The organism is Mycolicibacterium sp. lyk4-40-TYG-92 (assembly GCF_030209435.1).
Classification (GTDB): Bacteria; Actinomycetota; Actinomycetes; order Mycobacteriales; family Mycobacteriaceae; genus Mycobacterium.
Map to the genome: position 1 here is coordinate 146,049 of NZ_JARVRX010000004.1, position 21,536 is coordinate 167,584.

Here is a 21,536-nt window from a genome sequence, read left to right on the forward strand (position 1 = left end):
GCCGATCGCACCGTACGGACACAGTATTTCCACGCGTACGACCGGTTACTGACATTTTGGCCGACAGCCCCTGAACAGGCCGACGTGGCAACGTCCTTCGGCCCGACGCACATCGTGAGCACTGGCCCAGCCGCGGCGCCACCGTTGGTGTTGTTCCACGGACTCGGCGCGACTGCTGCGAGTTGGTATCCGATCGTCGGGACGCTGTCACAGCACCATCGCGTCCACGCCATCGACACCATCGGCGATGCGGGCCGCAGCGTACATACCGGCAGACCACTCGACAGCTTCGACGCCCTGGTCATATGGGCCGGCGAAGTGCTCGACGCCCTGGGGGCCTCCAGCGTGGATGTGTGCGGCCATTCCCTGGGCGGATATCTCGCTCTGCGCTTGGCCCTGGCCCATCCGGAACAACTGGGCCGGCTGGTATTACTTGACCCACCTCGATGTTTCGCCGAGATGCGGCTCAAGTTCATCCTCTACTCGCTGACGCGGCGACGATGCCCTAGCTACGAGCAGGCACGCTCGCAGCTAGCCCGCGGTGTGGCCGCACACGGACCAGCCGATGCCGCGTATCTCGACCTCATTGCGCGCGGGACCGCGCACTTCCCGGCGCACCCGCCGCCGACGCCACATCTGCCTAAACCCGCCGATCTCGGACGACTTCGCATCCCCACCCTGCACGTGCTGGCCGGCGCCAGTGAGGTCAATAACCCGCGGCGGTGCGGCCGGGCAGCGGCCCGTTACGCCCCGGTGGTCACGACTGAGATCGTTCCCGACGCGACCCACAGCCTGATCGGCAACGCTCCCCAACGCACGTCGAGCTTGGTACTGCGCTTCCTCGACGCTGAGTGAAGGAGCAGAGACCTGAACCAAATCGACTACGGCGCAATGCGGATTGGGCCGGGGCTCCACAGGCCGGAACGGGTGGCAGTACCGAGCTCGATGCGCGCCTCTCGGGCGTCCACGACGGGCTCGTAGCGACGAAGCGAACCCCAGTCACGTCCCCAGTCGCGGGACAGGTAGGTGGGCATCACATGTGCTCTCAGCAGGACGTCGGTGATGCCCAACGGCCCGCCATTCTCACCGGACTGCCAGGTGTCGGGCATCTCCACCTTGGCCGGATAGTCCGGAGAGATGCGGTAGTTCGGCACTTGGGTGACGCCATTCGCATGCAGCATGGGTTGCTGGCACGGAAAAGCCAGTCCTACAGCCCAATCCGGCAGAACCGGTTGTGACGAACCGAGGTACTCCTGCACCGATCGAAGCTCAGGAAGTCGCGGCGGGGTGACCGCGACCCAGTCGCCGACGTTCAGTGACGGGTCTTCGGCAACGACCCGGACGTAACCGGCATCGGTGGGAAGGGCGGTGCGAGGGAAACGCAGGTTGCGCCACGCAGGTTGCGGGCCGATGTCGTACGGGGTGAGCCGTCCCGCGGCCACCGGGACATCATCTGCACCACCTTGGGCGTACTCCAGTGCGACGGTCTGCGCCGCAGTGTGTCCTGAGAGAACGCTGTTGCCGGTGATAGTTCCTGCGGCCGTGATCACCACCAGCGGATGGGCAGCGTCGGCGGGTGGTAGGCGATACCACGCCGAGGTCAACGCGGAGACCTCTTGAGGGCCGCCGGTGAAGCTACCGGCTACAGGCACGCGCGCGGGGTCCAGCCCGTACGGCAACACGACACTCGAACCGTTGACCCCGGGTTGATCCAGAGCCGTAGGTGCATCCCAGTCATAGTCGGTGCCCGCGCGGGCGGTACTCTGCCAAACCGCTTCTGCCAGTGTGTGTTCGGGCACTCCGTCAGGGCTGAACCCCACGGGGTCAGTGCCGCCCAGCGGGCCCAACGCACCGTAGCGTCCGGGAATCGGTGTCAGGAATCCGGCGTTGGCGTCGGACTCGACGAGCACATCGTCGGCGAGGCCGCACCCACCGGCCAGCTCGCGCAGATTGGCCCATCCGTTGGAATAACTGGGGTACTCCTTGATCGCCCCGGCGAGCATCGACCCGGCGACCACGACCACCATGAAGCCTGCCGCCAGCGGTACGGGTGCGGTGGTCAGCACCCGGGTCCACCGAGGTTCGGGTTCGCCAGGCGACGCGAGGTGCAGATATCCGGCGTAGGCGGCGGTCAGCAGGCACAGCGCGAACAGGACAGTGCTGGCGGTGACCGGCCCCCAGTGCGGGCTGCTGTCGTTGAATGGAACCCCGTAGCTGGAGACGTACCAGAAGCCGTTCGTGGAGGCGAAACACAAAGCCAGCACGAAAAATACGACCGACAGGAATGCCATCCGATTGCGCGCCGAGCGCAGCACCGTCGGTCCGAACAGAACGGTGGCGACGGCTGCCATGGCCGCGCCGACGGCCGCGAACAGCCCGAAGTGGTGAATCCACTTCGTCGGGGCGAACGTCAGCAGGAACAGGGTTGCGAAAATGACACCCATCAGCCGCCATGTCGGCCCGGTCGCGATCCCTGGAATTCGCTTGCGGCGCAGCAGCATCAGCATCGACGGAAACAGACACGCCATGGTGATCAAGATGCCGAAGCGGCGCGACAGGGCGGCGTCAGTGGTGGGCAACAACAAATAGAAGTAGCGCAGGTTTTCGGTGTACCAGGGTTGAGCGGGCCCGATCGCAGTGCGGACCGCGGTGGCCTCGCGTACCGCGGCCAGCGTCTGGTCTGCGAATACCACGGTCAGCACCACCACTCCCGCTGCGGCCAGCGGCAGCACCACCGGCCAGATACCCACCTTCCGGCCGCGCTCGACGATGATCCGCACGATGGGACGTCCGCCGGCCAACAGAACCGCCACGGCGATCAGTCCCGTGGGCTGGATACCCAGCGTGAACGCGGCTACCACGATCGCCAGCCCCACCGGGGCGGCGCGGCGGGTGATGATGGCCCGTTCGACGAGCACATACGTGATGAGCGCGCCTGTGGCGATCTGGCCCTCCGGGCGCAATCCGTTGTTGAACGGCATCCACGCCGCGATGAACACCAGCGCGGCCGCCCACACCGCCGGCCGGCTGCGAGCTACCACCGGACCAAGGCGCGGCAGTACCTCGCGGGACAGCAACAGCCAACACACGAGGGCGCACAACAGGTCCGGCAGACGCAGCCACAGGCTGGCGTGGCCAACGCGGGTCATGACCGCGATCAGGTCGTAGAACCAGCCGAACGGATCCTCCGGGCTGCCGAACCAGCGGAAGTAGTTCGCCATGTAGCCGGCATGACTGGAGGTGTTGGCCATCTCGAACTGGTAGCCGTCATCGGAGGAACCCGCACCGGCCACGAACCAAAACACCGACACGGCAATCACTGTCGCGTCTACTGCGGTGAAGTAGCGCCAGCGCGTCGGGATGAGCCGGCGTCGCCGTCGCCCGTCGAGACGGTCCAGCCGCCACAACGCCGCAAGCGCCACGACCGTGCCCAGTATTCCGGCCGCCATCGCGAGGGCCTTCAGCGGTGCCGGAGAGCTGGTGTAGCGGGTATCGATTGTCGCCGAGAATGCCAGTCCGGGCGGTGTGGGACCGGTCAGGTCGGTGAACACCCCGACGATCTGGGGCCGCAGGTTCGGATCATCGAAACCGCCGCGAACGTCGGTGCCCGTGGTGCCGTCGGTGAGTCCGCTGACGGAAGCAAATGTGCCCGAGGCTGACGAAGACACCTGTAACCGTTGGCAATTCGGACTGCTCGTGCGGGCGCGCGGCACGCTCAGGATGACGATGTTGCGGGCGATCACGTCGACGCGCTGCGCGGTCGCCGTGACCAGCAGTCCGTTGAGCATCGCCTGCTTGCCCGCCGCAGGCACCGTACCGACGACGAGTCCGCCCTCAGCGGGCATGCCGCGAATCACGCTGCACGGCACCGACACCGACACCGACACGGGTGTCAGTGTGATCAACGGCGCGGTGACATTGCCCAGGTTGCCTTCTTGCGGCCAAGTCAGTGTCGCGGTGGTCTGCACGACCGGCAAAACAGGAATCAGCACACTGGCAACGAACCCCACCAGTCCCCCGATGATTGCGACCAGCCGCGTGAACCGCAACGGACGGGGCGACTTCGTCGGTGGCGCATCGGAGTTCGCTTCGTGGGTGCCCGAATCCGCGTCACGCGCCAGGCTCACCGGGCGCCCCCCGCCCACGTGTTTTCACGCATCACACCATCTGTATCCGAAGCACCTGTTACAGTCAAGCGTGCCACGGCCGTTCGACCACGCGAAGAGAGAAGAGCTACTGACCGCTGCGGGCGCCGTCTTGGCGCGCACTGGTGTGGTCGATACCTCCCTGCGTGAGCTCGCTTCCCGGATGGGCACCAGCGCCCGCATGTTGGTGTACTACTTCGGCAGTAAAGAACAGCTGATCCTCGCGGTCATGAATCGGCAGCAGCGCGCGGCGATCCCAGAAACCGACGAGCTTGACTTGCCGGATTCTGTTGCTGCACACAGGAGATGGTGCTTCGACGACTGGCATGCCTGTACCCGAGGCGAGCGTAGCGACAACCTCCGGGTCGTCCTACAAGTGTTCGGCGCTGCGTGTGGGGTGGACAGTCCCTACCGCGAGTACACCTGGGAAACGCTGTCACTGTTGACCCGCAACTCCCGGGCCCGATTGGAAGCGCTGGGCATGCCACCCCGTGTGGCCGAGACCCGATCACGGCTCGCGCTGGCCACCTTTCAAGGCCTCATCATCGAGTTCTTCACCACCGATGACCCTGCCTACGTCGACGACACCTTCACGCGGTTCGTCGACGAATTCCTTCTCGCGCCATTCGAGTAGGGACACACGTTCACCGCGTTCCGCCACGCAAAGCCGTATTACCGCTACCTGGAAGGCACGAAGTAGCGCTACTCACAAGCCCCAATTGCCACGGGCGTCCATGACGGTAGCCTCGCAGCCGACAACACTGGCTTCTCGATGGCATGACCAAAAGAGGAGGCTGCTCATGACGAAATCGATTGCCCGTAGCGATCACACCGTGTCGCTGCTCAACGGCGAGGTTGTCGAAGAATCCGAACTCGGGTCGATGCGCCGGGTTACCGTGGACAACCTGCCGATCCTGAAGAATCTGTCCATCAAGCGCCTGTTGCTCAACCCAGGGTCCATGCGCACTCCGCACTGGCACGCCAATGCCAATGAACTCACCTACTGCGTGTCGGGAACCGCGTTGGTGTCCGTCCTGGACAACCACAGTGTCTTCTCGAACTTCACCGTCACAGCTGGACAGATGTTTCACATCGAATCCGGTGCGCTGCACCACATCGAGAACATCGGTACCGACGTCGCCGAGTTCATCATCGCCTTCCGTAATGAACGTCCCGAAGACTTCGGCCTGGGTGCCAGCTTCGGCGCGTTCACCGATGCCGTGTTGGGCAACACGTACGACCTTCCCGCCTCCGACATCGCCAACATCCGCCGCAGCACCGTCGACCACAAACTGGCCTCTCGTGTCGGCAACGCGGAGATCCCCGTCGCAGCGCATTTCAACGATCCGCACAAGTTCGACATCGAAGCCCAGGCCCCCGGCCTCAACTACGCCGGTGGCAATGCACGCTTTGCCCGCGATCAGTTCTGGCCGGCTCTGAAGGACATCTCGATGTACTCGTTGCGCGTCTCGGAAAACGGCATGCGGGAACCGCATTGGCATCCGGTCACCGCGGAGATGGGTTACGTGCACTACGGCGATGCCCGCATGACCATCATGAACCCCGACGGCACTCTGGACACGTGGAACCTCACCACGGGCGACATGTACTTCATCCCCCGCGCCTACCCACATCACATCGAGAACGTCGGTACCGACGACTGGCATTTCCTGATCTTCTTCGACCAACCGTTTCCTGCCGACATCGGCTTCAAGGCGTCTGCCAGCGCCTATTCACGAGAAGTGTTGGCCGCGACCTTCAACACCCATATCGCCGATCTGCCCGCCTTTCCCTTCACCCCCGCAGACCCGCTGGTGGTCTCCCGCGTGAACCCGGTGGACACCCACGGCGTCGCCCACTGACCAGTGCTCACGGTCGCATGACGCTCACACCGCGACGAACCGCCGCTGGCCACCCGTGTTGATCACCCGGCCGAACCTCATACCGGGGAAGTGCGCGGCGACCAGGAGATCACCCGTTTCGGCCGCCTCGTCGGCGATCCGGTTCCGTGCGGCTGACGCCGCGGCCGGGTCGAGATCCCAGACCACCTGCCAGTCCCTCTCGCTGAACTGGACGACAGAGTGCGCGATGTCGCCGAGAAGCAGCGCGCGCTCGTCCTGTGACGACACGACGTACATCACCGAACCGGGTGTGTGTCCAGGAGTATGGATTGCGTCGATACCGGGGGCCACGGTGAAATCAGTATCGAACAACTCCAGTTGTGGTTCGATCGGGGTGAGCTTCTCGATAGCGGCGTCGGCTGCATTCGAGCCGGTGACGAAATGCTCCCAGTCGGCGCGATGGACTCTGAAAGTTGCTCTGGGAAAGACGATCTCACCGCGATGGCTCGCCCATCCGACGTGGTCGAAGTGCAGATGGGTAAAGACGACGTCGGTGACGTCGTCCGGTGCTATCCCGCACTCACGCAGGCTCTCCAACAGTCCGCCACCGACATACTTCCCGTCGTCGTACGCACCCACACCCGCGTCGACAAGGACCACCTGATCGCCGGTCGGGATACAGAACCCGCCCAGCGGAAGCTCCAGGGTTCCGTCTGACCGGACTTCATCAGAGTGACACGCCCAGGCATCGGCGACATCAGGGCGACTGAGGATCTCGGCCGCGACTTCGACCCCGACGCCGTCGCCAACGGGCAGGATCGTCAGTTCGCCGACCTTCACTGCGCCCCCGCTTCGCGCAAAGAACTCGGAGCGATTGGGGCCAGAAGGCTTTCGTGGACGACAGGCACGCCCCCACGAACCTCGTCGGTGCGGGCTTTATTCCTCCCGCCGGTCACAGATGTCACTCCGTTCTACAGCGGATTGAGGATGCGGTCCAGGAACTGACGCGTGCGCTCTTCCTTCGGGTTGCCGATCACTTCGTCCGGTGTGCCCCGCTCCAGGATGATGCCCTGATCGGTGAACAGCACCTGATTGGAAACCTGCCTGGCGAACTGGATTTCGTGGGTGACGATCACCATCGTCCACCCCTCGACCGCGAGATCCTTGATCACGGAGAGCACTTCGCCGACAAGTTCGGGATCGAGCGCCGACGTCGGTTCGTCGAACAGCACCAGTTTCGGCTTCAACGCCAGCGCCCGGGCGATGCCGACGCGCTGCTGTTGCCCGCCCGACAGCTGATACGGGTATTGGTCCTTCTTGGCGGCCAGCCCCACCTGGTCCAGTAGTGCCAAGGCCTCGGCCTCGGCCTCCGCTTTGGGCCGTTTCTGCACGATGACCGGGCCCTCGGTGACGTTCTGCAGGACCGTCTTGTGCGGGAACAGATTGTGCCCCTGGAACACGAAGCCGCTTCGCGACTGGAACCGGCGCACCTCGGGTTTGGGTGTGGGCGTGGAGAAGTCGATTTCGACGTCGTCCACCCGGATGACTCCGGCATCGGCTCGGTCGAGGGCGTTCAGCGTGCGCAGCAGCGTCGTCTTGCCCGATCCGGATGGGCCGATGATGGCCGTTGCCGTGCCCTGCTCGACGGTGAACGACACACCCTTGAGCACTTTGTTGTCGCCGAAAGCTTTCTCGACGCCCTCGGCGACCACGCGGTTCTCTGTCATCGCGCCACATACCTTTCCAGCCGGCGTTCGATACGACCCTGGCCGAACGAGAGTGCCAGGCAGATGACCCAGTAGTACACCGCGGCGGTGCCGTACAGGGCGAAGAACTCGAACGTCGGCGCCGCGATGATCTGGGCTTGCCTGAGCAGTTCGGTGACCAGAATCGTCGAGGCGAGCGACGTATCTTTCACCAGCGAGATCAACGTGTTAGACAGCGGCGGCACCGCTACCCGGGCAGCCTGGGGCAGGATGATACGCCGAAGTGCGCCAACGTAATTGAAGCCGATGGTCTCGGCTGCCTCCCATTGGCCCTTGGGAATACTCTGGATGGCCGAGCGGATGATCTCCGCCCCATAACCACCGACGTTCAGCGAGAACGCGATGATGGCCGCGGGGAACGGATCGATCTTCACGCCCAGTTCCGGCAGCGCGAAGAACACGATGAACAGCTGTACCAGCAGCGGAGTGCCGCGGATGATCGAGATGTAGAACCGCGCCACGTTGGCGAGAACCACATTCGACGACAGCCGTGCCAGCGCCACCGCCAGTGCTATCACCAGGCCGATCACGAAGCTGATCACCGTCAACGGGATGGTCTTGGTGATCGCCGCCTTCGCCAAGGGCACGAGGCTGTCCCCGATCAGCGCCAACGTCGACCGCGGCACATGCTGCGCCCGGTCGGCGTCCGGTCCGCCAGAAGCGTTCGCCTTGAGGTACTTCTGCGAGATCTGGGCCAAGGTGCCATCGGCCCGAAGGTCGTCGAGTGCCTTGTTCAGATCGGGTAACAGCCCGCTGTTCTTCCGGGCGGCGAAGCCCTGCTCACTCTTCTCGCCGGTGTTGCCGGCGATCTTGACCGACTTGTCCCCTGTTTCAGCGAGGTAGGCGTACACCGCGATGCTGTCGTTGACGACGACGTCGACGCGTCCCTGGTTGAGCAGCTTGATGGCCTGGGTGAAGCCCTCCACGGTCTCGACACGGGCGCCGGCCTTTCGGGCGACCTCAGACCAATTGCTGGTGGCGTTCTCGGCGGCGACCTTGCCCTTCAGATTGTCGAGCGACTTGATCGAGTCGTCGTCCGCACGCGTGACGATCACGCCCTCCCCCACCGAATACGGCTCGGAGAGGTCGTATTTGGCCTTGCGCTCGGGGTTGATCGTGACTTCGTTGGCGACGACGTCGAATCGGTTGGCCTCCAGGGCGGCGAAGATCGAATCCCATGGCGTCTCGACGAACTCGACTCGCACGCCGAGCTTGCCGGCGACGGCCTTGGCGACGTCGACGTCGTAGCCGACCAGTTCGTTCGTGGCCGGGTCGTGGTAGCTGAACGGTGAATAGACGCCCTCGGTGCCGACACGCAGCACGCCCGCCGCTTTGACCGGATTCTCGCCGTTGGTGCCGCCCGGCGACCCGCACGCCGCCAGCACCAAGGCGACGAGCAGCAACACCGGCAGAATGGCTCTTCGTATCAAGCGCACCGCCGGAAGTTAGCAAGTCGGTGAGCGGTCACCAAGGGTTCTGCTCAATCCGGCTGATAGGGCCGGCAGCACGGAATGCGGTGACGCTACTCCGCGAGGCGGACGGCAGTCTGTTCGTGTGTACGGTCAGCCTGCCTGGATGCGTTGCCACCCAGGCGTTTCGCCACGTACATCTCAAGGTCTGCCGCCATCACCAGGTCGTCGATGATCGTGCCGGCAGCGGAGTCATCGACATCGGAGAGCGCGATCGTTGCCACTCCGACGCTGGCGGTGATGGCATACGGCGTCGCGGCAATCGCCGAACGCACGCGTTCGGCGGCCGAAGACTGGTGGGGTCGGTGAGTGGTGTCGGCGATCAGGAATTCATCACCACCGCTGCGGCCGATCACCGCGTCGTGAGTCGTCTGCTTCCGGAGGATGTCGGCCACGGCGATCAGCGCACGGTCACCGAACAGGTGGCCCCGGCTGTCGTTGAGGAGCTTGAATCCGTCGAGATCGATCACCGTCACCATGAGATGAGCGGACGTGCCCCGATCCCGATGTATCAGCTCCTGGGCTTTGATGCCGAACCCACGCCGATTCAGCAGGAATGTCAGGGGGTCGCAGTCCGCCCGGATGAGGTCGGTCCCCAAGGCGTGGACGACGATCTGAATGCTGGCAGGCACCGTCACGGTGAGAACGAAAACCAACCACACTGCGCACACCGCGAGGACGGGTCGACCGGACGTGGTCAGTCGGACGGCCTCGACCGTCGCCACGATCATCGCCACCTGGAAGTTGAAGGCCGCGTGGATGGCCCGGTGGGTGAATGCGACGTATGCCGCAGGTACCCCGAACGTGGTGCAGACCAGGATGGCGACAGTCGGGTCGCTACAGGACAGCGCGACGGCGGCGATACAGGTCGTGACCACTGCGGCGAAGACCGTCGACCGTCGGCGGCTGGGCAGTCCGACAACCCAGATGAGGCCGGCGAGCACCAGCCCGACGGTGGCCGCGCGGGTGACCAACCGCGGGACGACGCCGACCGGGCCCTCGGGGACCGTCATCAGTGCAATCGGGATGAAGGTGCTCATGATGGCCACGGCGGCGATCATCGTGCGAACCAGGCCCGACAGCCCACGGAACTTCACATACCCCATGAGCCAGTCGTAGTGATCGGACTGACGCCACCATTGCTGCAGCCAACGCATGGTGCTTCTCCCCTCAACGGGTTACCTCGGCGTCCGCAGCCGTCAAACTGCCGCAGCCGCTGATCGCTACCCCGGCGCAAATTTGCTGACGAATGATTGCATCACATGTTCATCCAGGTTGCCAGGGGTGTGAACTGGGAATACTGCCGTATCGGAGATAGCCAACATTCGACGAATAGGTGCTCCGCCCCGCTGGACCAGATGCCCGCCACGGAATCTCCGTGGACTCAGCTGCGGGGAAGCGTACGGACCGGGCGGTCATCGCGCACACTGGGACACCAATCCACGCCTTGGAGGACCGATTCCGGAATGAGCCCAGTTGCCGAATTCGACTTCGTCATCGTGGGAGCAGGCAGTGCCGGCTGCCTGCTCGCCAATCGGTTGAGCGCCAACCCCGATCACCGGGTGCTGTTGATCGAGGCCGGTGGCAAAGACAATTGGTTCTGGATCAAGGTGCCGGTGGGTTACCTGTACACCATCGCGAATCCCCGGACCGACTGGTGCTTCACCACGGACGCCGACCCGGGTCTGGCCGGCCGCAGCATCCATTACGCACGCGGCCGCGTCGTCGGCGGGTGCTCGTCGATCAATGCCATGATCCACATGCGGGGGCAGGCAAGCGATTACGACCTCTGGGCGCAAGCGACCGGCGATGACCGATGGCTCTGGGGCGGCCCGGACAGCGCCGGCGAGACGCTCGCGATCTACAAGCAGCTGGAGGACTACTTCGGCGGGGCCGACGACTGGCACGGCGCCGGTGGTGAAATCCGCGTCGAGCCGCCACGCGTGCGGTGGAAAATCCTGGACGCCTGGCAGGCCGCCGCTGCCCAGGTGGGCATCGCCCCGATCGAGGAGTTCAACCGCGGCGACAACGCCGGCAGTGCGTATTTCCACGTCAACCAACGGCGCGGCCGTCGCTGGTCGATGGCCGACGCTTTCCTGCATCCCATCGCGCGCCGACCCAACCTGACCGTCTACACCGACACGCAGGCCCTGCGGCTGCTCATGGACGACGAGGTCCGCGCGGACCAGCGGCGCGGAGCCTGGACCACTGCCCGACACCGCGCCACCGGGGTGCGGCTGCTCAAAGACGGCCGAATCGTTGACGTCCAGGCCCGCCAGGAGGTGATCCTGAGCGCAGGCGCGATCGGGTCGCCGCATCTCATGCAGGCCTCGGGTCTGGGGCCCGCCGAGCTGCTCTCCCAGCATCAGGTGCCGGTGGCGGTCGATCTACCCGGAGTCGGCGAGAACCTGCAGGACCACCTGCAGCTGCGAACGGTGTACCGCATCCAGGGCGCCCGGACCGTCAACACCCTGTACCGCAATTGGATCACCCGTGGCGGCATGGGACTTCAGTACCTGACGCTACGCTCCGGACCGATGACGATGCCGCCCTCGACGCTCGGCGCCTTCGCCAAGAGCGACCCCACGCTGGCCAGTCCGGATCTGGAGTGGCACGTGCAGCCGTTGTCGTTACCCAAGTTCGGGGACCCGCTGCACTCTTTTGGCGCGATCACTCCCTCGGTATGCAACCTTCGCCCCAGCTCGCGAGGGCATGTGCGCATGACCAGTGCAGATCCGTTGACCTACCCAAAGATTCGCTGCAACTACCTGTCCACCGACGCCGATCATCAAGCCGCCGTGCGGGGACTGCGGATGACCCGGGACATCATGGCGGCGCCGGCCCTGGCTCGCTACCAGCCTGAGGAGCTGCTGCCCGGTCCACAAGTGGTGAGTGACGACGACCTGCAACAGGCGGCCCGTGAACTGGGCACCACCATCTTCCACCCAGTGGGTACTTGCGCGATGGGAGCCTTTGACGCACAAGGTGTTCCGCGGTCAGCAGCCTCGGTGCTCGACACCGACTGTCGCGTGTACCGCGTTTCGGGCCTTCGCGTCGTTGATGCCTCGGCGATGCCCACCATCACGTCCGGCAACACCAACGCGCCGGTCATGCTGATCGCCGAGCGCGCGGCGCGGGCCATCCTGGGGTAGGCCGTCCCGGGTCAGCGGCTCAGACGGTCCATCAAGAACGTGGCGAGATCTGTTTGCAACGTGCGGGAATCGTCGAGCACACCGTCCATCCACCAGAAACCGTGGATCATCCCCGAATAGCGCTGGGCAACAATGTCCACGCCGGCGTCGCGGAGCAGCCCCGCGTACGTTTCTGCCTCGTCGCGCAGCACGTCGTGACTGGCAGTCGCCACGAACGTGGGCGGGAGATGCGCAAAGCTGTTGGCGCGCAACGGTGAAACCCGCGGGTCCTCGCTTCGGCCCGCGCCGGCATAGTGATTCCAGAACCAGGCCATGTCGACGGCGTCGAGACCGAAGCCCTCGGCGAATTCCGTATACGACGCTGCCGCCATCTGCCGATCCAGCGCCGGATACAGCAGAGCCTGGGCAGCGATTGCGATGTCGGTGTCGGCCAACTCAGCGGTGGTCGCGGCGGCGAGGTTGCCCCCAGCGCTGTCACCGACCACCGCCAACCGGCGCGGATCGACACCCAGTTCGCTTGCGTGGGCATGCACCCAGCGCACGGTGGCCACGCAGTCCTGCAACGGAACCGGGAAGGGATGTTGAGGTGCCTTCTGATAGTTCACGGCAAGCACGACGTACCCGGTGTCGCGCGCCAGAACCCGGGCTGGTTCATCCACGAGATCGAGATTGCCGATCACCCAGCCACTGCCGTGCAGCACGACGATGACCGGATGCGGCCCCGGATCCTGCGTCGGCCGGTAGATCCGAACGGGAAGATCGGCGGTTGGGCCTGGGATGAATCGGTGTTGTACCTGTGCCATCGCCGGCGCCGCCCGCTGTAGGTCCAGGTAACCCAGTACCGCCAGGCGTGCTTCGGGCACCGACAGAGTGGCGATGCCGGGCGCCGTAGCCGCCGCAGACAGATGGGCGCGCGCCTGAGGGTGCAGGTCCGGTAGCTCGGTCACTGTGCCTCCCCGTGGCTGTTGGTGAACACCAGCAACGTGCCGACCAGCGCCATCGCTGCGCCCACCCACACCGGGGAACGCCAGCCCAGGCCCAGGGCGATGGTCGCCGCTCCGATTGCCGATGCGATGGCGTTTCCCAGGTTGAACGCCGCGATATTGGCTGCCGAGGCCATGGTCGGTGCGTCTTGGGCGAAACGCATGACGCGCAGTTGCAGAGCCGGTGTCGCAGCGAACCCGACGAGGCCCATGACCACAAGCAAGACCGCGACCGGTATCCGGTAGGACGCGAGCACCCCATACGCGATGAGCACGACGGGCAGCAGCAGCGACAAGACGCGCAGCGTCCTGGTGAGGTCACGGTCGGCGGCCCAGCCGCCGATGAAATTGCCTATGAACAAACCGATTCCGAACAGAACCAGAAGCCATGGCACGCTGCTGTCGTGGTAACCGGTCACGCGGGTCACCAGCGGTTGCACATAGATGAACGCGCCGAACACGCCGCCGAACATCATCATGGTCAGCACGATCGACACCATGACCTGGCGGCGGTACAGGACGGAGAAGTGGCTGCTGCTCGCCGGGGGTGGCGCCGGTAACCGGGGTACCAGCGCGGCCACACCGGCGATCGCCAGCGCACCGAGTGCACTGATGATCCAAAACGCGCTGCGCCAGCCGAGGTGCTGGCCGACGAACGTGCCGAACGGTACGCCGAGCACGTTCGACAGAGTCAGTCCGCCGAACATGATGGCGATGGCAGACGCCTTGCGCTCCGGTGTCACCAGATCGCCGGCGACCACGGCGCCGATGCCGAAGAATCCACCGTGGCACAGCGCGGTGATGATTCGGCCCAGCATGGCGATGTCGAAATTTGGCGCCAGCGCGGTCAGCCCGTTGCCGGCGACAAACAGGGTCAGCAGTAGCAGCAGGGCGGTTTTCGGTGGGCGGCGCGACAACACGGCGGTGACAGTGAACGCACCCACCACCACCGCCAGGGCATAACCCCAGATCAGAGCGCCCGCAGCGGGCACGCTGACGTGCAGCGCGTCGGCCACGTCGGTGAGGAGCCCGGCGATGACGAACTCGGTCAGTCCGATGCCGAATCCGCCGAGCGCCAGCGCTGACAGGCCGGGATGAAGTCGTCGCGTCGGTGCGGCGGGGCTGATTTTGGGCAGCGTGGAACTATCCATGGGTGAGCTCCTTGGATTGGGCGTTTATTGTTGCCGCGCAGCGATATTCGCTACACGGCGCTACTCGGTGATGGTCGTGCTGGCGAGCAGCCGCAGGGCAGCCTCATCGCTGGACCCGGGTTCGGCGTGCTGCAGCAGCAGTCGGTGACCGTCGCCTTCGGGCAGATGAAGGATCTGGAAGTGCAGATCCAGCCGCCCGACTACTGGGTGGTGGTAGCGCTTGATGCCGTGCGTACACAGCGCCACGGGTTGCGCAGCCCACAATTGCGCGAAGTCCTCGCTGGCCACACTGAGGTTGCCGACCAGACGAGCGAGGTCGGCCTCGGCAACCACGCCGGCGCTGACGTAGCGCAGCGAGGCCACCGCCAAGGTGGCCTCGGCCTCCCACTCGCGATGCAGGCTGCGCGCGTGTGGGTCGGTGAACATCATCGCCACCTTGTTGGGCGGTTCGGCACCGTACGGCGCGCCGGGTTCCATGTGTGGCGCAAGCAATGCATGGCCCAGTCGATTCCAGGCGATGATGTCCTGCAACGGCGACAGCGCGACAGCGGCAATGTCGGGCATGGCCTCCAGTAGGGTGACGCAGTCGAGACGCAGGGGGGTTCGCCCCGACCGCACCTTGACGCCGCTGACCGACGCCAGCCGCTGCAGATGCGCCCGCTCGGCATCATCGAGCCCCAGCGCCCTTGCCAGTGCGTCCAATACCTGCATCGAAGGATTGGTGGCCAGGCCCTGCTCGAGGCGCGTGTAGTACGTCAACGACACCCCGGCCGCCTCGGCCAGTTCTTCGCGGCGCAAACCGGGCACCCGGCGAGGCCCCAGCCCGACCAGCCCCGGCAGCAGCGCCGTATCGGCGGCTGCCCGTCGGCTACGAAGAAAGTCGGCCAGCTGCTGTCCGCTCGACCCGTGCGCTTCCGTCATGTCTTCCATCGTGCGTGACGGCTGCGCGGCGCGCCTGTCCCTGGCAGTGCCAGGCAGCGACCGTCGCTGTCTACAACCCGGACGGCACGACCTTGCCGTTGACGGTCACCTCGACCTGGCCGGTCTTTGTGTTGTACGCGATCTTGCCGTGCTCGAACGTGGCGACAAGCTGATCGCCGGTGGGGGTCTCGTCGCTGGTGACGACGCCCAAGGGACCGGCCGATCCGTTCGTGCCGGTGGCCGACGGCACGCCGTCCGCATTGCGTTGGACATTCCAGGCCTCGCGAATCTTGCCCCAGACGATGTAGGCGGGCGTGCCCGGCTGGCTGTTCTTGGCCACGATCGCGCCGCCCTGGAACTGCTGGAAGACGACGCCGTTGTCGCGGGTTCCGGCGTTGTGGTCACCTGTCAGTGGCTTGCCGAGGGCCGCCTTCTGCGTGTCGGTCGCCGACGCGTATTTGGCGGCGATCGGGCCGGTAAGCGTGACCTCGACGTCCCTCTCACCGGTGACCTTCACCTGGGTGGGCGGCGCCGGAACTTCGGACGTCACGACCAGCGCGACCTGGGGCTGTGCCGACACCCCGACGTTCGTGCCATTGCTGCAGCCGGCAACGGCGAATGCGACGGCGGTCAGGCCAGCGACGGTTGTGCGGCGGTAGGTGCTCGTGCTCATAGGTTTCCCCTCACGTCTTCGTGTGGTGTGCGTCAAGTTGCGGCTGATTCCCCGACCCGGTCACGACCATAACCGAGTCGGTTCGGGGACGCGCTCGCTGATGAGCCGCCGCCAGGGTCAGGGAGTCTTCTTCGCAGGCTTCTTCTTGGGCGCGTTACCGGGCGGCTGCGGTGGGTCCTGCGGCGCATCGGACCCCGGAAGGTCTTCCTGGCCAAGGTATTTCAGATGCAGGGACCGCAGGAAGCCCTTCTTTTCGTAGATCGGCATCAAGTCGGCGGTGCCGTCGTACACCTTCTTCAGCCAGGGCGACGTTTTCGAGGCGCCCGAGAGCTTCCATGCCGCCGCCCACATCGCGCCGAGGGTGACCGCTCCTGCTGCGATGACTTGGGTCGTCTGGTCTCCGCACTTGGCCCACAGCGCGTCCAACACGGCAGGGTTTTTCGTGTCGCTGGTGACTCCGGCCGGGCGTAGCTCGTTGTAGGTCTTGCAGATCGTCTCCGGCGGCAGCGTCTGCTGGGCAAAGATCATCAACTCCATGGTGGCCTTTGCGGCGTCACGAGCAGTGTGGATCGGACGCGGCGTGAAGCTCAGATTCTTGATGGCGTCACCGATGTCCTTCGCGATGCGGTCGGCATACCTGTCCACCATGTGGTCCTCGTACGTCATGTGCACACCGGTGGAAGCTCCGTTCAGCCCGTCGGAGTGTTGAGACGAATGCAGGGGCTGGCACGCGTCGCCGACATAGTGCGCCAGGCATCCGGACGCCGCGAGAAAGCTTGCGCCATCGCCCTTCTCTGCGAATGCCACGATTTGGGCGAACACCTGCCAGACACGCAATGGCAGTATCCCTTGGTTGTTGGATGTCACCGCCGATGCGCTGGGCACTGGCGCATCTTTGTAGAAGCTCACCCAGTTGCTGTGATTGAGCGAGTTCTCGTCGGCCTGATAGCTCTCCATCAGCGTGGCGCCGTCGACCCCGGGCAGGTCGATGTCGGCGTAGTGGTTCCAATTCTCCATCGCCCGAGCGACTTCCGGCTTGACCTTGTTGATGCTTGTCTTCCACACCACATCCGGCACATCGCTCAGCGGGACGAACTTCTTCGCCTGTAGATGCGTCGCCTCTTTGAGTTGGTCATCGCTCTTGAAGCTGACGTTATTGAGATTGGCCGTGAAGAACTTCTGCAATGCCGGGTTCCCGACCAGGAAGCACGCCTGTTGCCCAATTTTGAAGTGCCCCACCGGCCCCCAGTACTGAATCCGTTCCGCAGTGGGCCCGGACAGCAGATCCAGACTCAATTCCCGCAGAATCACGGCCATCGATGTAGCCAAAGAGAACTGCAGGTATCCGCCCCCGGTCGCATCGTCGCCGATGCGCTGCCCACCCCATTCCAGCGCGAAAGGAGAACGTTCCCCCGGCGCGATGACTTCGTCCAGGCACCAGAGTGTCCCGGAGTCGCCTGGCTGCGTCATCAGCGGGCCGGTGTTGTCCGAGCGCGCCCCGATGACGATATCGGCGACGTAGTCGCGGCCGCCAATAGACTTGTAGCGGTAGAAGAGGGCTTTGATTTCGCCGCGCATCTCGCCGCTTGCGGCTCCATGGCCGACCACCGGTTGCCCGATCCAGGACAACGAGGCGGTGCTCGCGCTGAAATCCGCCACGTCGCCGATCGGCTGGGTGAGCGCGGCGGCGTCCCATATGTTGGCGTCTTCCAGCCGGACGATCGCCGCGTCGATGTTCACCACAGCATCCCGGCCAGGCAGGCTCGGATACACGTCCGAAAAAGTGCGCTCCGTCAGGTGCGGCGCCCCGAGTGTGCTTCCGACCGTCACGGGGATGCCCCGGAGCAATGCCCTGACGGGCCGACCCACGACGCCGGCAAGGTGCGTGTTGGTGAGGACATACAAGTCACTGCCATCGGACACCATGCACGCAACCGTGGCCATGCGGCGCATCCCCTGGGCATCGACATAGATCGGTGACCCGACGCCGAGCGATTCGATGGCGAGGTGGCTCGGATCAAGTGTGGGCGTTGGCAGGTGCGCAGATTCGGCGAGGACCACGCACACGGGAACGATCCGCCCGTCGGACAGGTAGATGAACGGGGGCACCACGTCTTCGGGGTGTCCAACCAGATCGTCCAGCGTCTGCCAGCGTTTGACGAACACCAGGATGCATGGCCACGACCACGACTTCACCGTCGAATTCAGGAGGGTGCGCTCTGGAGCCTGACGGGCGCGGACACTGTGCGGGCCATCGCAGGCTTCGCGCGCGTCGGGGTCGCTGTCGCGGACCAGGTACCGCCCGATCGCGGTGGAGAACACGTTCGGTTTGTGCGCGAGGTGCACGTGAAACTGATCGCGCGCGTCCAGAAGGTCGCGGATTCCGAGCGACTGAAAGTCGCTGGTGCTCAATCGTTCGCGGTGCTGTGACAGATTGTGTGTGGCGTGACGCATGGGCCGGCCTCCCGACGGTCTCGACCCTCGTATTCTCGTGCCAGACGCGTCCAGCGGTCAACCTCGCGTATGTGGGCCGGCAACGCGTGTCCGTGCGATCCGTATGTGCGACTGCCGTTTTCGGTGTGGCGCCTGAAGTTGGTTGTTCATTGCAGCTTCTTTTGCCGTTCATTTCAATGAATTTGGGGCACCTACCGTCTCAGGTGCCGCGCGAAGAACCGGGCTGCGTCCTCCCCTGCGTAATCGGGAACCCCGGTGTGTCCACCCATGTTGGCGTGCAATGTTTTTTCCTTCGAGCCGAAGGCGTCGAAGAGGTCGAGTGCCTGGCGCCGGTCGTTTGCCTCGTCGTCCCATTGCAGCAGAACGTGCAGAGGGATCATGATCCGCCGGGCCTCGTCGAACGTGGATTGCGGCACGAAACTGCCGGCGAACAAACCTGCGGCCCCGATGCGTGGTTCGACCAGAGCCAACCGGACGCCGATGGCGATCACCCCGCCCGAGTACCCGACCGGCCCAGTGAGCTCCGGCAGAGAAAGCAAGGCATCGAGGGCGGACTGCCATTCCGGCACGGCTGTCTCGACCAAGGGCGTGAGGAGCCGGTCGACGATGTCGTCGACCGGCTGACCGGCGACCAGCGCACGATGGAGATCAGCGCGTGCCCGCTCGAGATCAGCAAGACGAGGGCGGTCGCCGCTACCGGGCAGCTCGATAGTGGCTGCGGCGCAGCCGCTGGCCAAGGCGCCCTGGGCACGCTTCGCGAGCCGCGGATACATCCGATGCAGGCCTCCCGGATGACCAAGCAAGATCAGTGGTGCGGGCGACGAACCGGACGTCCACAGGATGCCCGGTATGTCGTTGAGACTGAATGTTCGCTCGACGCCGCCGTTGTCAAGACGCTGTTCGGAAATGAAGTGCATGGTCGTGCCTCTCGGGAATGCTCACTAGACGGCGCTCCCGGGACGACCTATCGCCCGACTGTGGCCCTGGTGAGGAGCACCCACGTCGATTCGTTCACGGGTACCACCTCCTCGTCCTCTTTTATGGCCTGCCATCGAACGTATCAGCGGGCGCCAATGACGGCCAACCATTTTCGTCACTGGCTTGCATAAGCCGCCACACTTCGATCGGCACCGAAGTATCGGCGGCGCATCCTGGAACCATGAACGTTGAAAACTCTGACGAAGTCGGTCGCGAGGCTATCGAAGCGGTGACGCGGGCCTGGGAAGAAGCGTTGGCGAACCACGATGTCGAGGCACTGTTGGCTTGCTATGCACCAGACGCGATCCTGGAGAGCCCGGTGGCAGCGCACATCTTGGGCGCCCCCGGGGTGTGTCGCGGTCACAAGGAGCTCCGGCCGTTCCTGACCGAGGTGGTGGCACGCACTCCGGACGAGCGGCACTACTTTCGCGCCGGCTTCTTCACCGACGGCCACCGCGCAACCTGGGAGTACCCCCGCGAAACACCGGACGGTCAGCAGATGGATTTTGTCGAGGTCATGGAGATCGAAGACGGGTTGATCCAGGCGCACCGTGTCTACTGGGGTTGGCGCGGTGTCGAGATCCTGGCCAGCGATGGCTACTACCGATGATTTCGATCTTGGGAGATGCTTTCCGTCTAGCCTGAGCGGTAGTCGATCCGCGGGGGGCGAGCAACGTGAAACTGGATATGAAGACCCGGGCCCATTGGCTGATGGGGTACGGGCTCCCCCGGATGACACTGAAGCTGCTCTCACGCCGGGGCGACCCATTCGCCCGATTGCTGCTCGATGGCGGTCAGCACGATCGCGCGTATGACCTGGTCGAGCAGATTCGCCAACAAGGTCGCATGTCGCGGGTATTCGGCGGCAACGCGTGGGTCACCGCCGATCTCCAAATCACTCGAGAAATTCTGCGCGACAGCCGATTCCGCACAGCCAAGCCGTACGACCGATCACCGTTCCGCACTGTCCAGCGACTGTTCGACAAGACCAATCCCGGCGTGATCAATCCGGTGGAACCGCCGTCACTCCTGATGGTTGACGAACCCGACCATGCGCGACTGCGACGCCTCGTATCGCGGGCGTTTACCCCGAAAGCGATCGACGGGCTTCGGCACTGCATCCACGAGGTCGCCGAGGACTTGCTGAACGAACTCGACGACGGCGGCAGCGAATGCGATTTGGCGGTTGCCTATGCGTCCCGGATCCCCATCGAAATCATCGCGGACATGCTGGGAATTCCCCGTACGGAGGCGCCCTACCTCTACGAAATGGGGGAATTGACCTCCAAGCTGATCACCACCACAGCACCGTCGTGGCGGAACTTCCGAATCGCCGTCGCGGCGCTGCGCGAGCTTGAGGGCTACCTTGCCACCCACATCGAGCGACTGCGCGGTGCAAACGCCGACGACAGCATCCTGTCCGCCGTTGTCCAGGACACCGAACTCTCCGACTTCGAGGTCAGGACGTTTGCGGGTCTGCTCCTCGGTGCTGGGTTCCTCACTACGGCGCATCAATTCGGCAACGCCGTCGTGGCGCTGATCAATCATCCCGACCAAATAGCCCGCCTCCTGGCCCATCCGGAGGGCTGGTCCAATGCCGTCGAGGAGATGTTGCGCTTTGACTCCGTCTCTCAGATCGGAGTCAGAGTAGCGACCGAGGAAGTTCAGATCGGCGGCTACACGGTGCAGAACGGGACGGCCGTCTTCCTGCTCCTCGCCGGCGCCAATCGAGATCCAGCCGTGTTCGAACGCCCCGACCAATTCGACACCGCACGCGCCAACGCCCGCGATCACGTCAGCTTCGGTACCGGCAGCCACGTCTGCCTTGGCGCTCCCCTTGCTCGCATGGAACTGCAGATCGGCCTCCAAGCGCTGTTCGAACGGTTTCCACGTCTGGCGCTCGCCGGCAGTCCGACAATGAACGACAGCACGCTCCTGCGCGGGATCAGTTATCTCCCTGTCGCACTGGGGTCTTCGTCTGTCAGCCTGGGCTGACAGACGAA

Annotated in this window: 17 protein-coding genes; 6 read left to right on the top strand and 11 right to left on the bottom strand. The window is 64.6% G+C overall.

The genetic code is table 11. The features are described from left to right. Window positions 1-114: 114 nt before the first annotated feature. The gene (locus QRN63_RS10260) at window positions 115-855 is read left to right on the top strand and encodes an alpha/beta fold hydrolase (protein WP_285030679.1); all 741 of its coding nucleotides are present in this window, start codon (window positions 115-117) and stop codon (window positions 853-855) included. Between the two features lie 26 nt (window positions 856-881). On the opposite strand, the gene QRN63_RS10265 is transcribed toward QRN63_RS10260, so the two are convergent. After that, window positions 882-4,127: an arabinosyltransferase domain-containing protein gene (locus tag QRN63_RS10265; RefSeq protein WP_502888105.1), complete on the bottom strand. Its 3,246-nt coding sequence runs from the start codon at window positions 4,125-4,127 to the stop codon at window positions 882-884. Window positions 4,128-4,197: 70 nt separating this feature from the next. On the opposite strand from QRN63_RS10265, the gene QRN63_RS10270 reads away from it, so the two are divergent. Next, window positions 4,198-4,779: a TetR/AcrR family transcriptional regulator gene (locus tag QRN63_RS10270; RefSeq protein WP_285030680.1), complete on the top strand. Its 582-nt coding sequence runs from the start codon at window positions 4,198-4,200 to the stop codon at window positions 4,777-4,779. Window positions 4,780-4,945: 166 nt separating this feature from the next. Further along, entirely contained in the window at window positions 4,946-6,007 is a 1,062-nt protein-coding gene (locus QRN63_RS10275) for a cupin domain-containing protein (protein WP_285030681.1), read from the top strand. Between the two features lie 24 nt (window positions 6,008-6,031). Here the strand turns inward: QRN63_RS10275 and QRN63_RS10280 are convergent, their stop codons facing one another. From QRN63_RS10280 to QRN63_RS10295, 4 genes are all read right to left on the bottom strand, one after another. After that, complete coding sequence (locus QRN63_RS10280; protein ID WP_285030682.1) at window positions 6,032-6,826, bottom strand: MBL fold metallo-hydrolase; 795 nt, start codon at window positions 6,824-6,826, stop codon at window positions 6,032-6,034. Between the two features lie 131 nt (window positions 6,827-6,957). Then, window positions 6,958-7,713 (bottom strand): amino acid ABC transporter ATP-binding protein, encoded by a 756-nt coding sequence (locus tag QRN63_RS10285; protein WP_267317519.1) that lies wholly within the window; start codon window positions 7,711-7,713, stop codon window positions 6,958-6,960. Continuing rightward, window positions 7,710-9,188, bottom strand: a complete 1,479-nt coding sequence (locus QRN63_RS10290; protein WP_285030683.1) for an ABC transporter permease subunit — start codon at window positions 9,186-9,188, stop codon at window positions 7,710-7,712. Before QRN63_RS10290 ends, QRN63_RS10285 begins: the two co-directional genes overlap by 4 nt. Before the next feature lie 86 nt (window positions 9,189-9,274). Further along, on the bottom strand, window positions 9,275-10,378 hold the full coding sequence (locus QRN63_RS10295; protein WP_285030684.1) for a GGDEF domain-containing protein: 1,104 nt from the start codon (window positions 10,376-10,378) through the stop codon (window positions 9,275-9,277). Window positions 10,379-10,687: 309 nt separating this feature from the next. Here QRN63_RS10295 and QRN63_RS10300 point away from each other — a divergent pair, with 309 nt between their 5' ends. Then, on the top strand, window positions 10,688-12,373 hold the full coding sequence (locus QRN63_RS10300; protein ID WP_285030685.1) for a GMC family oxidoreductase: 1,686 nt from the start codon (window positions 10,688-10,690) through the stop codon (window positions 12,371-12,373). An 11-nt stretch (window positions 12,374-12,384) separates the two neighbouring features. Here QRN63_RS10300 and QRN63_RS10305 read toward each other — a convergent pair whose 3' ends face one another. The 6 genes from QRN63_RS10305 to QRN63_RS10330 form a co-directional block, all read right to left on the bottom strand. Then, entirely contained in the window at window positions 12,385-13,320 is a 936-nt protein-coding gene (locus QRN63_RS10305; RefSeq protein WP_285030686.1) for an alpha/beta hydrolase, read from the bottom strand. Continuing rightward, the gene (locus QRN63_RS10310) at window positions 13,317-14,507 is read right to left on the bottom strand and encodes an MFS transporter (RefSeq protein ID WP_285030687.1); all 1,191 of its coding nucleotides are present in this window, start codon (window positions 14,505-14,507) and stop codon (window positions 13,317-13,319) included. The genes QRN63_RS10305 and QRN63_RS10310 overlap by 4 nt, the downstream gene beginning before the upstream one ends. A gap of 60 nt (window positions 14,508-14,567) precedes the next feature. Continuing rightward, entirely contained in the window at window positions 14,568-15,428 is an 861-nt protein-coding gene (locus QRN63_RS10315) for a helix-turn-helix transcriptional regulator (protein ID WP_267317525.1), read from the bottom strand. A 70-nt stretch (window positions 15,429-15,498) separates the two neighbouring features. After that, entirely contained in the window at window positions 15,499-16,101 is a 603-nt protein-coding gene (locus tag QRN63_RS10320) for an LGFP repeat-containing protein (protein ID WP_267317526.1), read from the bottom strand. A 117-nt stretch (window positions 16,102-16,218) separates the two neighbouring features. Next, on the bottom strand, window positions 16,219-18,513 hold the full coding sequence (locus QRN63_RS10325; RefSeq protein ID WP_285030688.1) for a Nal1-like putative serine protease: 2,295 nt from the start codon (window positions 18,511-18,513) through the stop codon (window positions 16,219-16,221). 233 nt (window positions 18,514-18,746) lie between these two features. Then, window positions 18,747-19,472: an alpha/beta hydrolase gene (locus tag QRN63_RS10330; protein WP_285030689.1), complete on the bottom strand. Its 726-nt coding sequence runs from the start codon at window positions 19,470-19,472 to the stop codon at window positions 18,747-18,749. A gap of 242 nt (window positions 19,473-19,714) precedes the next feature. On the opposite strand from QRN63_RS10330, the gene QRN63_RS10335 reads away from it, so the two are divergent. After that, complete coding sequence (locus QRN63_RS10335) at window positions 19,715-20,143, top strand: nuclear transport factor 2 family protein (protein ID WP_285030690.1); 429 nt, start codon at window positions 19,715-19,717, stop codon at window positions 20,141-20,143. A 122-nt stretch (window positions 20,144-20,265) separates the two neighbouring features. After that, window positions 20,266-21,528, top strand: a complete 1,263-nt coding sequence (locus QRN63_RS10340) for a cytochrome P450 (protein WP_285030691.1) — start codon at window positions 20,266-20,268, stop codon at window positions 21,526-21,528. Window positions 21,529-21,536 lie beyond the last annotated feature (8 nt).

Coding starts and splice junctions, on each gene's coding strand:
- QRN63_RS10335 (WP_285030690.1), top strand. CDS start 19,715: ATGAACGTTGAAAACTCTGACGAAGTCGGTCGCGAGGCTATCGAAGCG.
- QRN63_RS10320 (WP_267317526.1), bottom strand. CDS start 16,101: ATGAGCACGAGCACCTACCGCCGCACAACCGTCGCTGGCCTGACCGCC.
- QRN63_RS10285 (WP_267317519.1), bottom strand. CDS start 7,713: ATGACAGAGAACCGCGTGGTCGCCGAGGGCGTCGAGAAAGCTTTCGGC.
- QRN63_RS10310 (WP_285030687.1), bottom strand. CDS start 14,507: ATGGATAGTTCCACGCTGCCCAAAATCAGCCCCGCCGCACCGACGCGA.
- QRN63_RS10315 (WP_267317525.1), bottom strand. CDS start 15,428: ATGACGGAAGCGCACGGGTCGAGCGGACAGCAGCTGGCCGACTTTCTT.
- QRN63_RS10300 (WP_285030685.1), top strand. CDS start 10,688: ATGAGCCCAGTTGCCGAATTCGACTTCGTCATCGTGGGAGCAGGCAGT.
- QRN63_RS10275 (WP_285030681.1), top strand. CDS start 4,946: ATGACGAAATCGATTGCCCGTAGCGATCACACCGTGTCGCTGCTCAAC.
- QRN63_RS10340 (WP_285030691.1), top strand. CDS start 20,266: ATGACACTGAAGCTGCTCTCACGCCGGGGCGACCCATTCGCCCGATTG.
- QRN63_RS10330 (WP_285030689.1), bottom strand. CDS start 19,472: ATGCACTTCATTTCCGAACAGCGTCTTGACAACGGCGGCGTCGAGCGA.
- QRN63_RS10295 (WP_285030684.1), bottom strand. CDS start 10,378: ATGCGTTGGCTGCAGCAATGGTGGCGTCAGTCCGATCACTACGACTGG.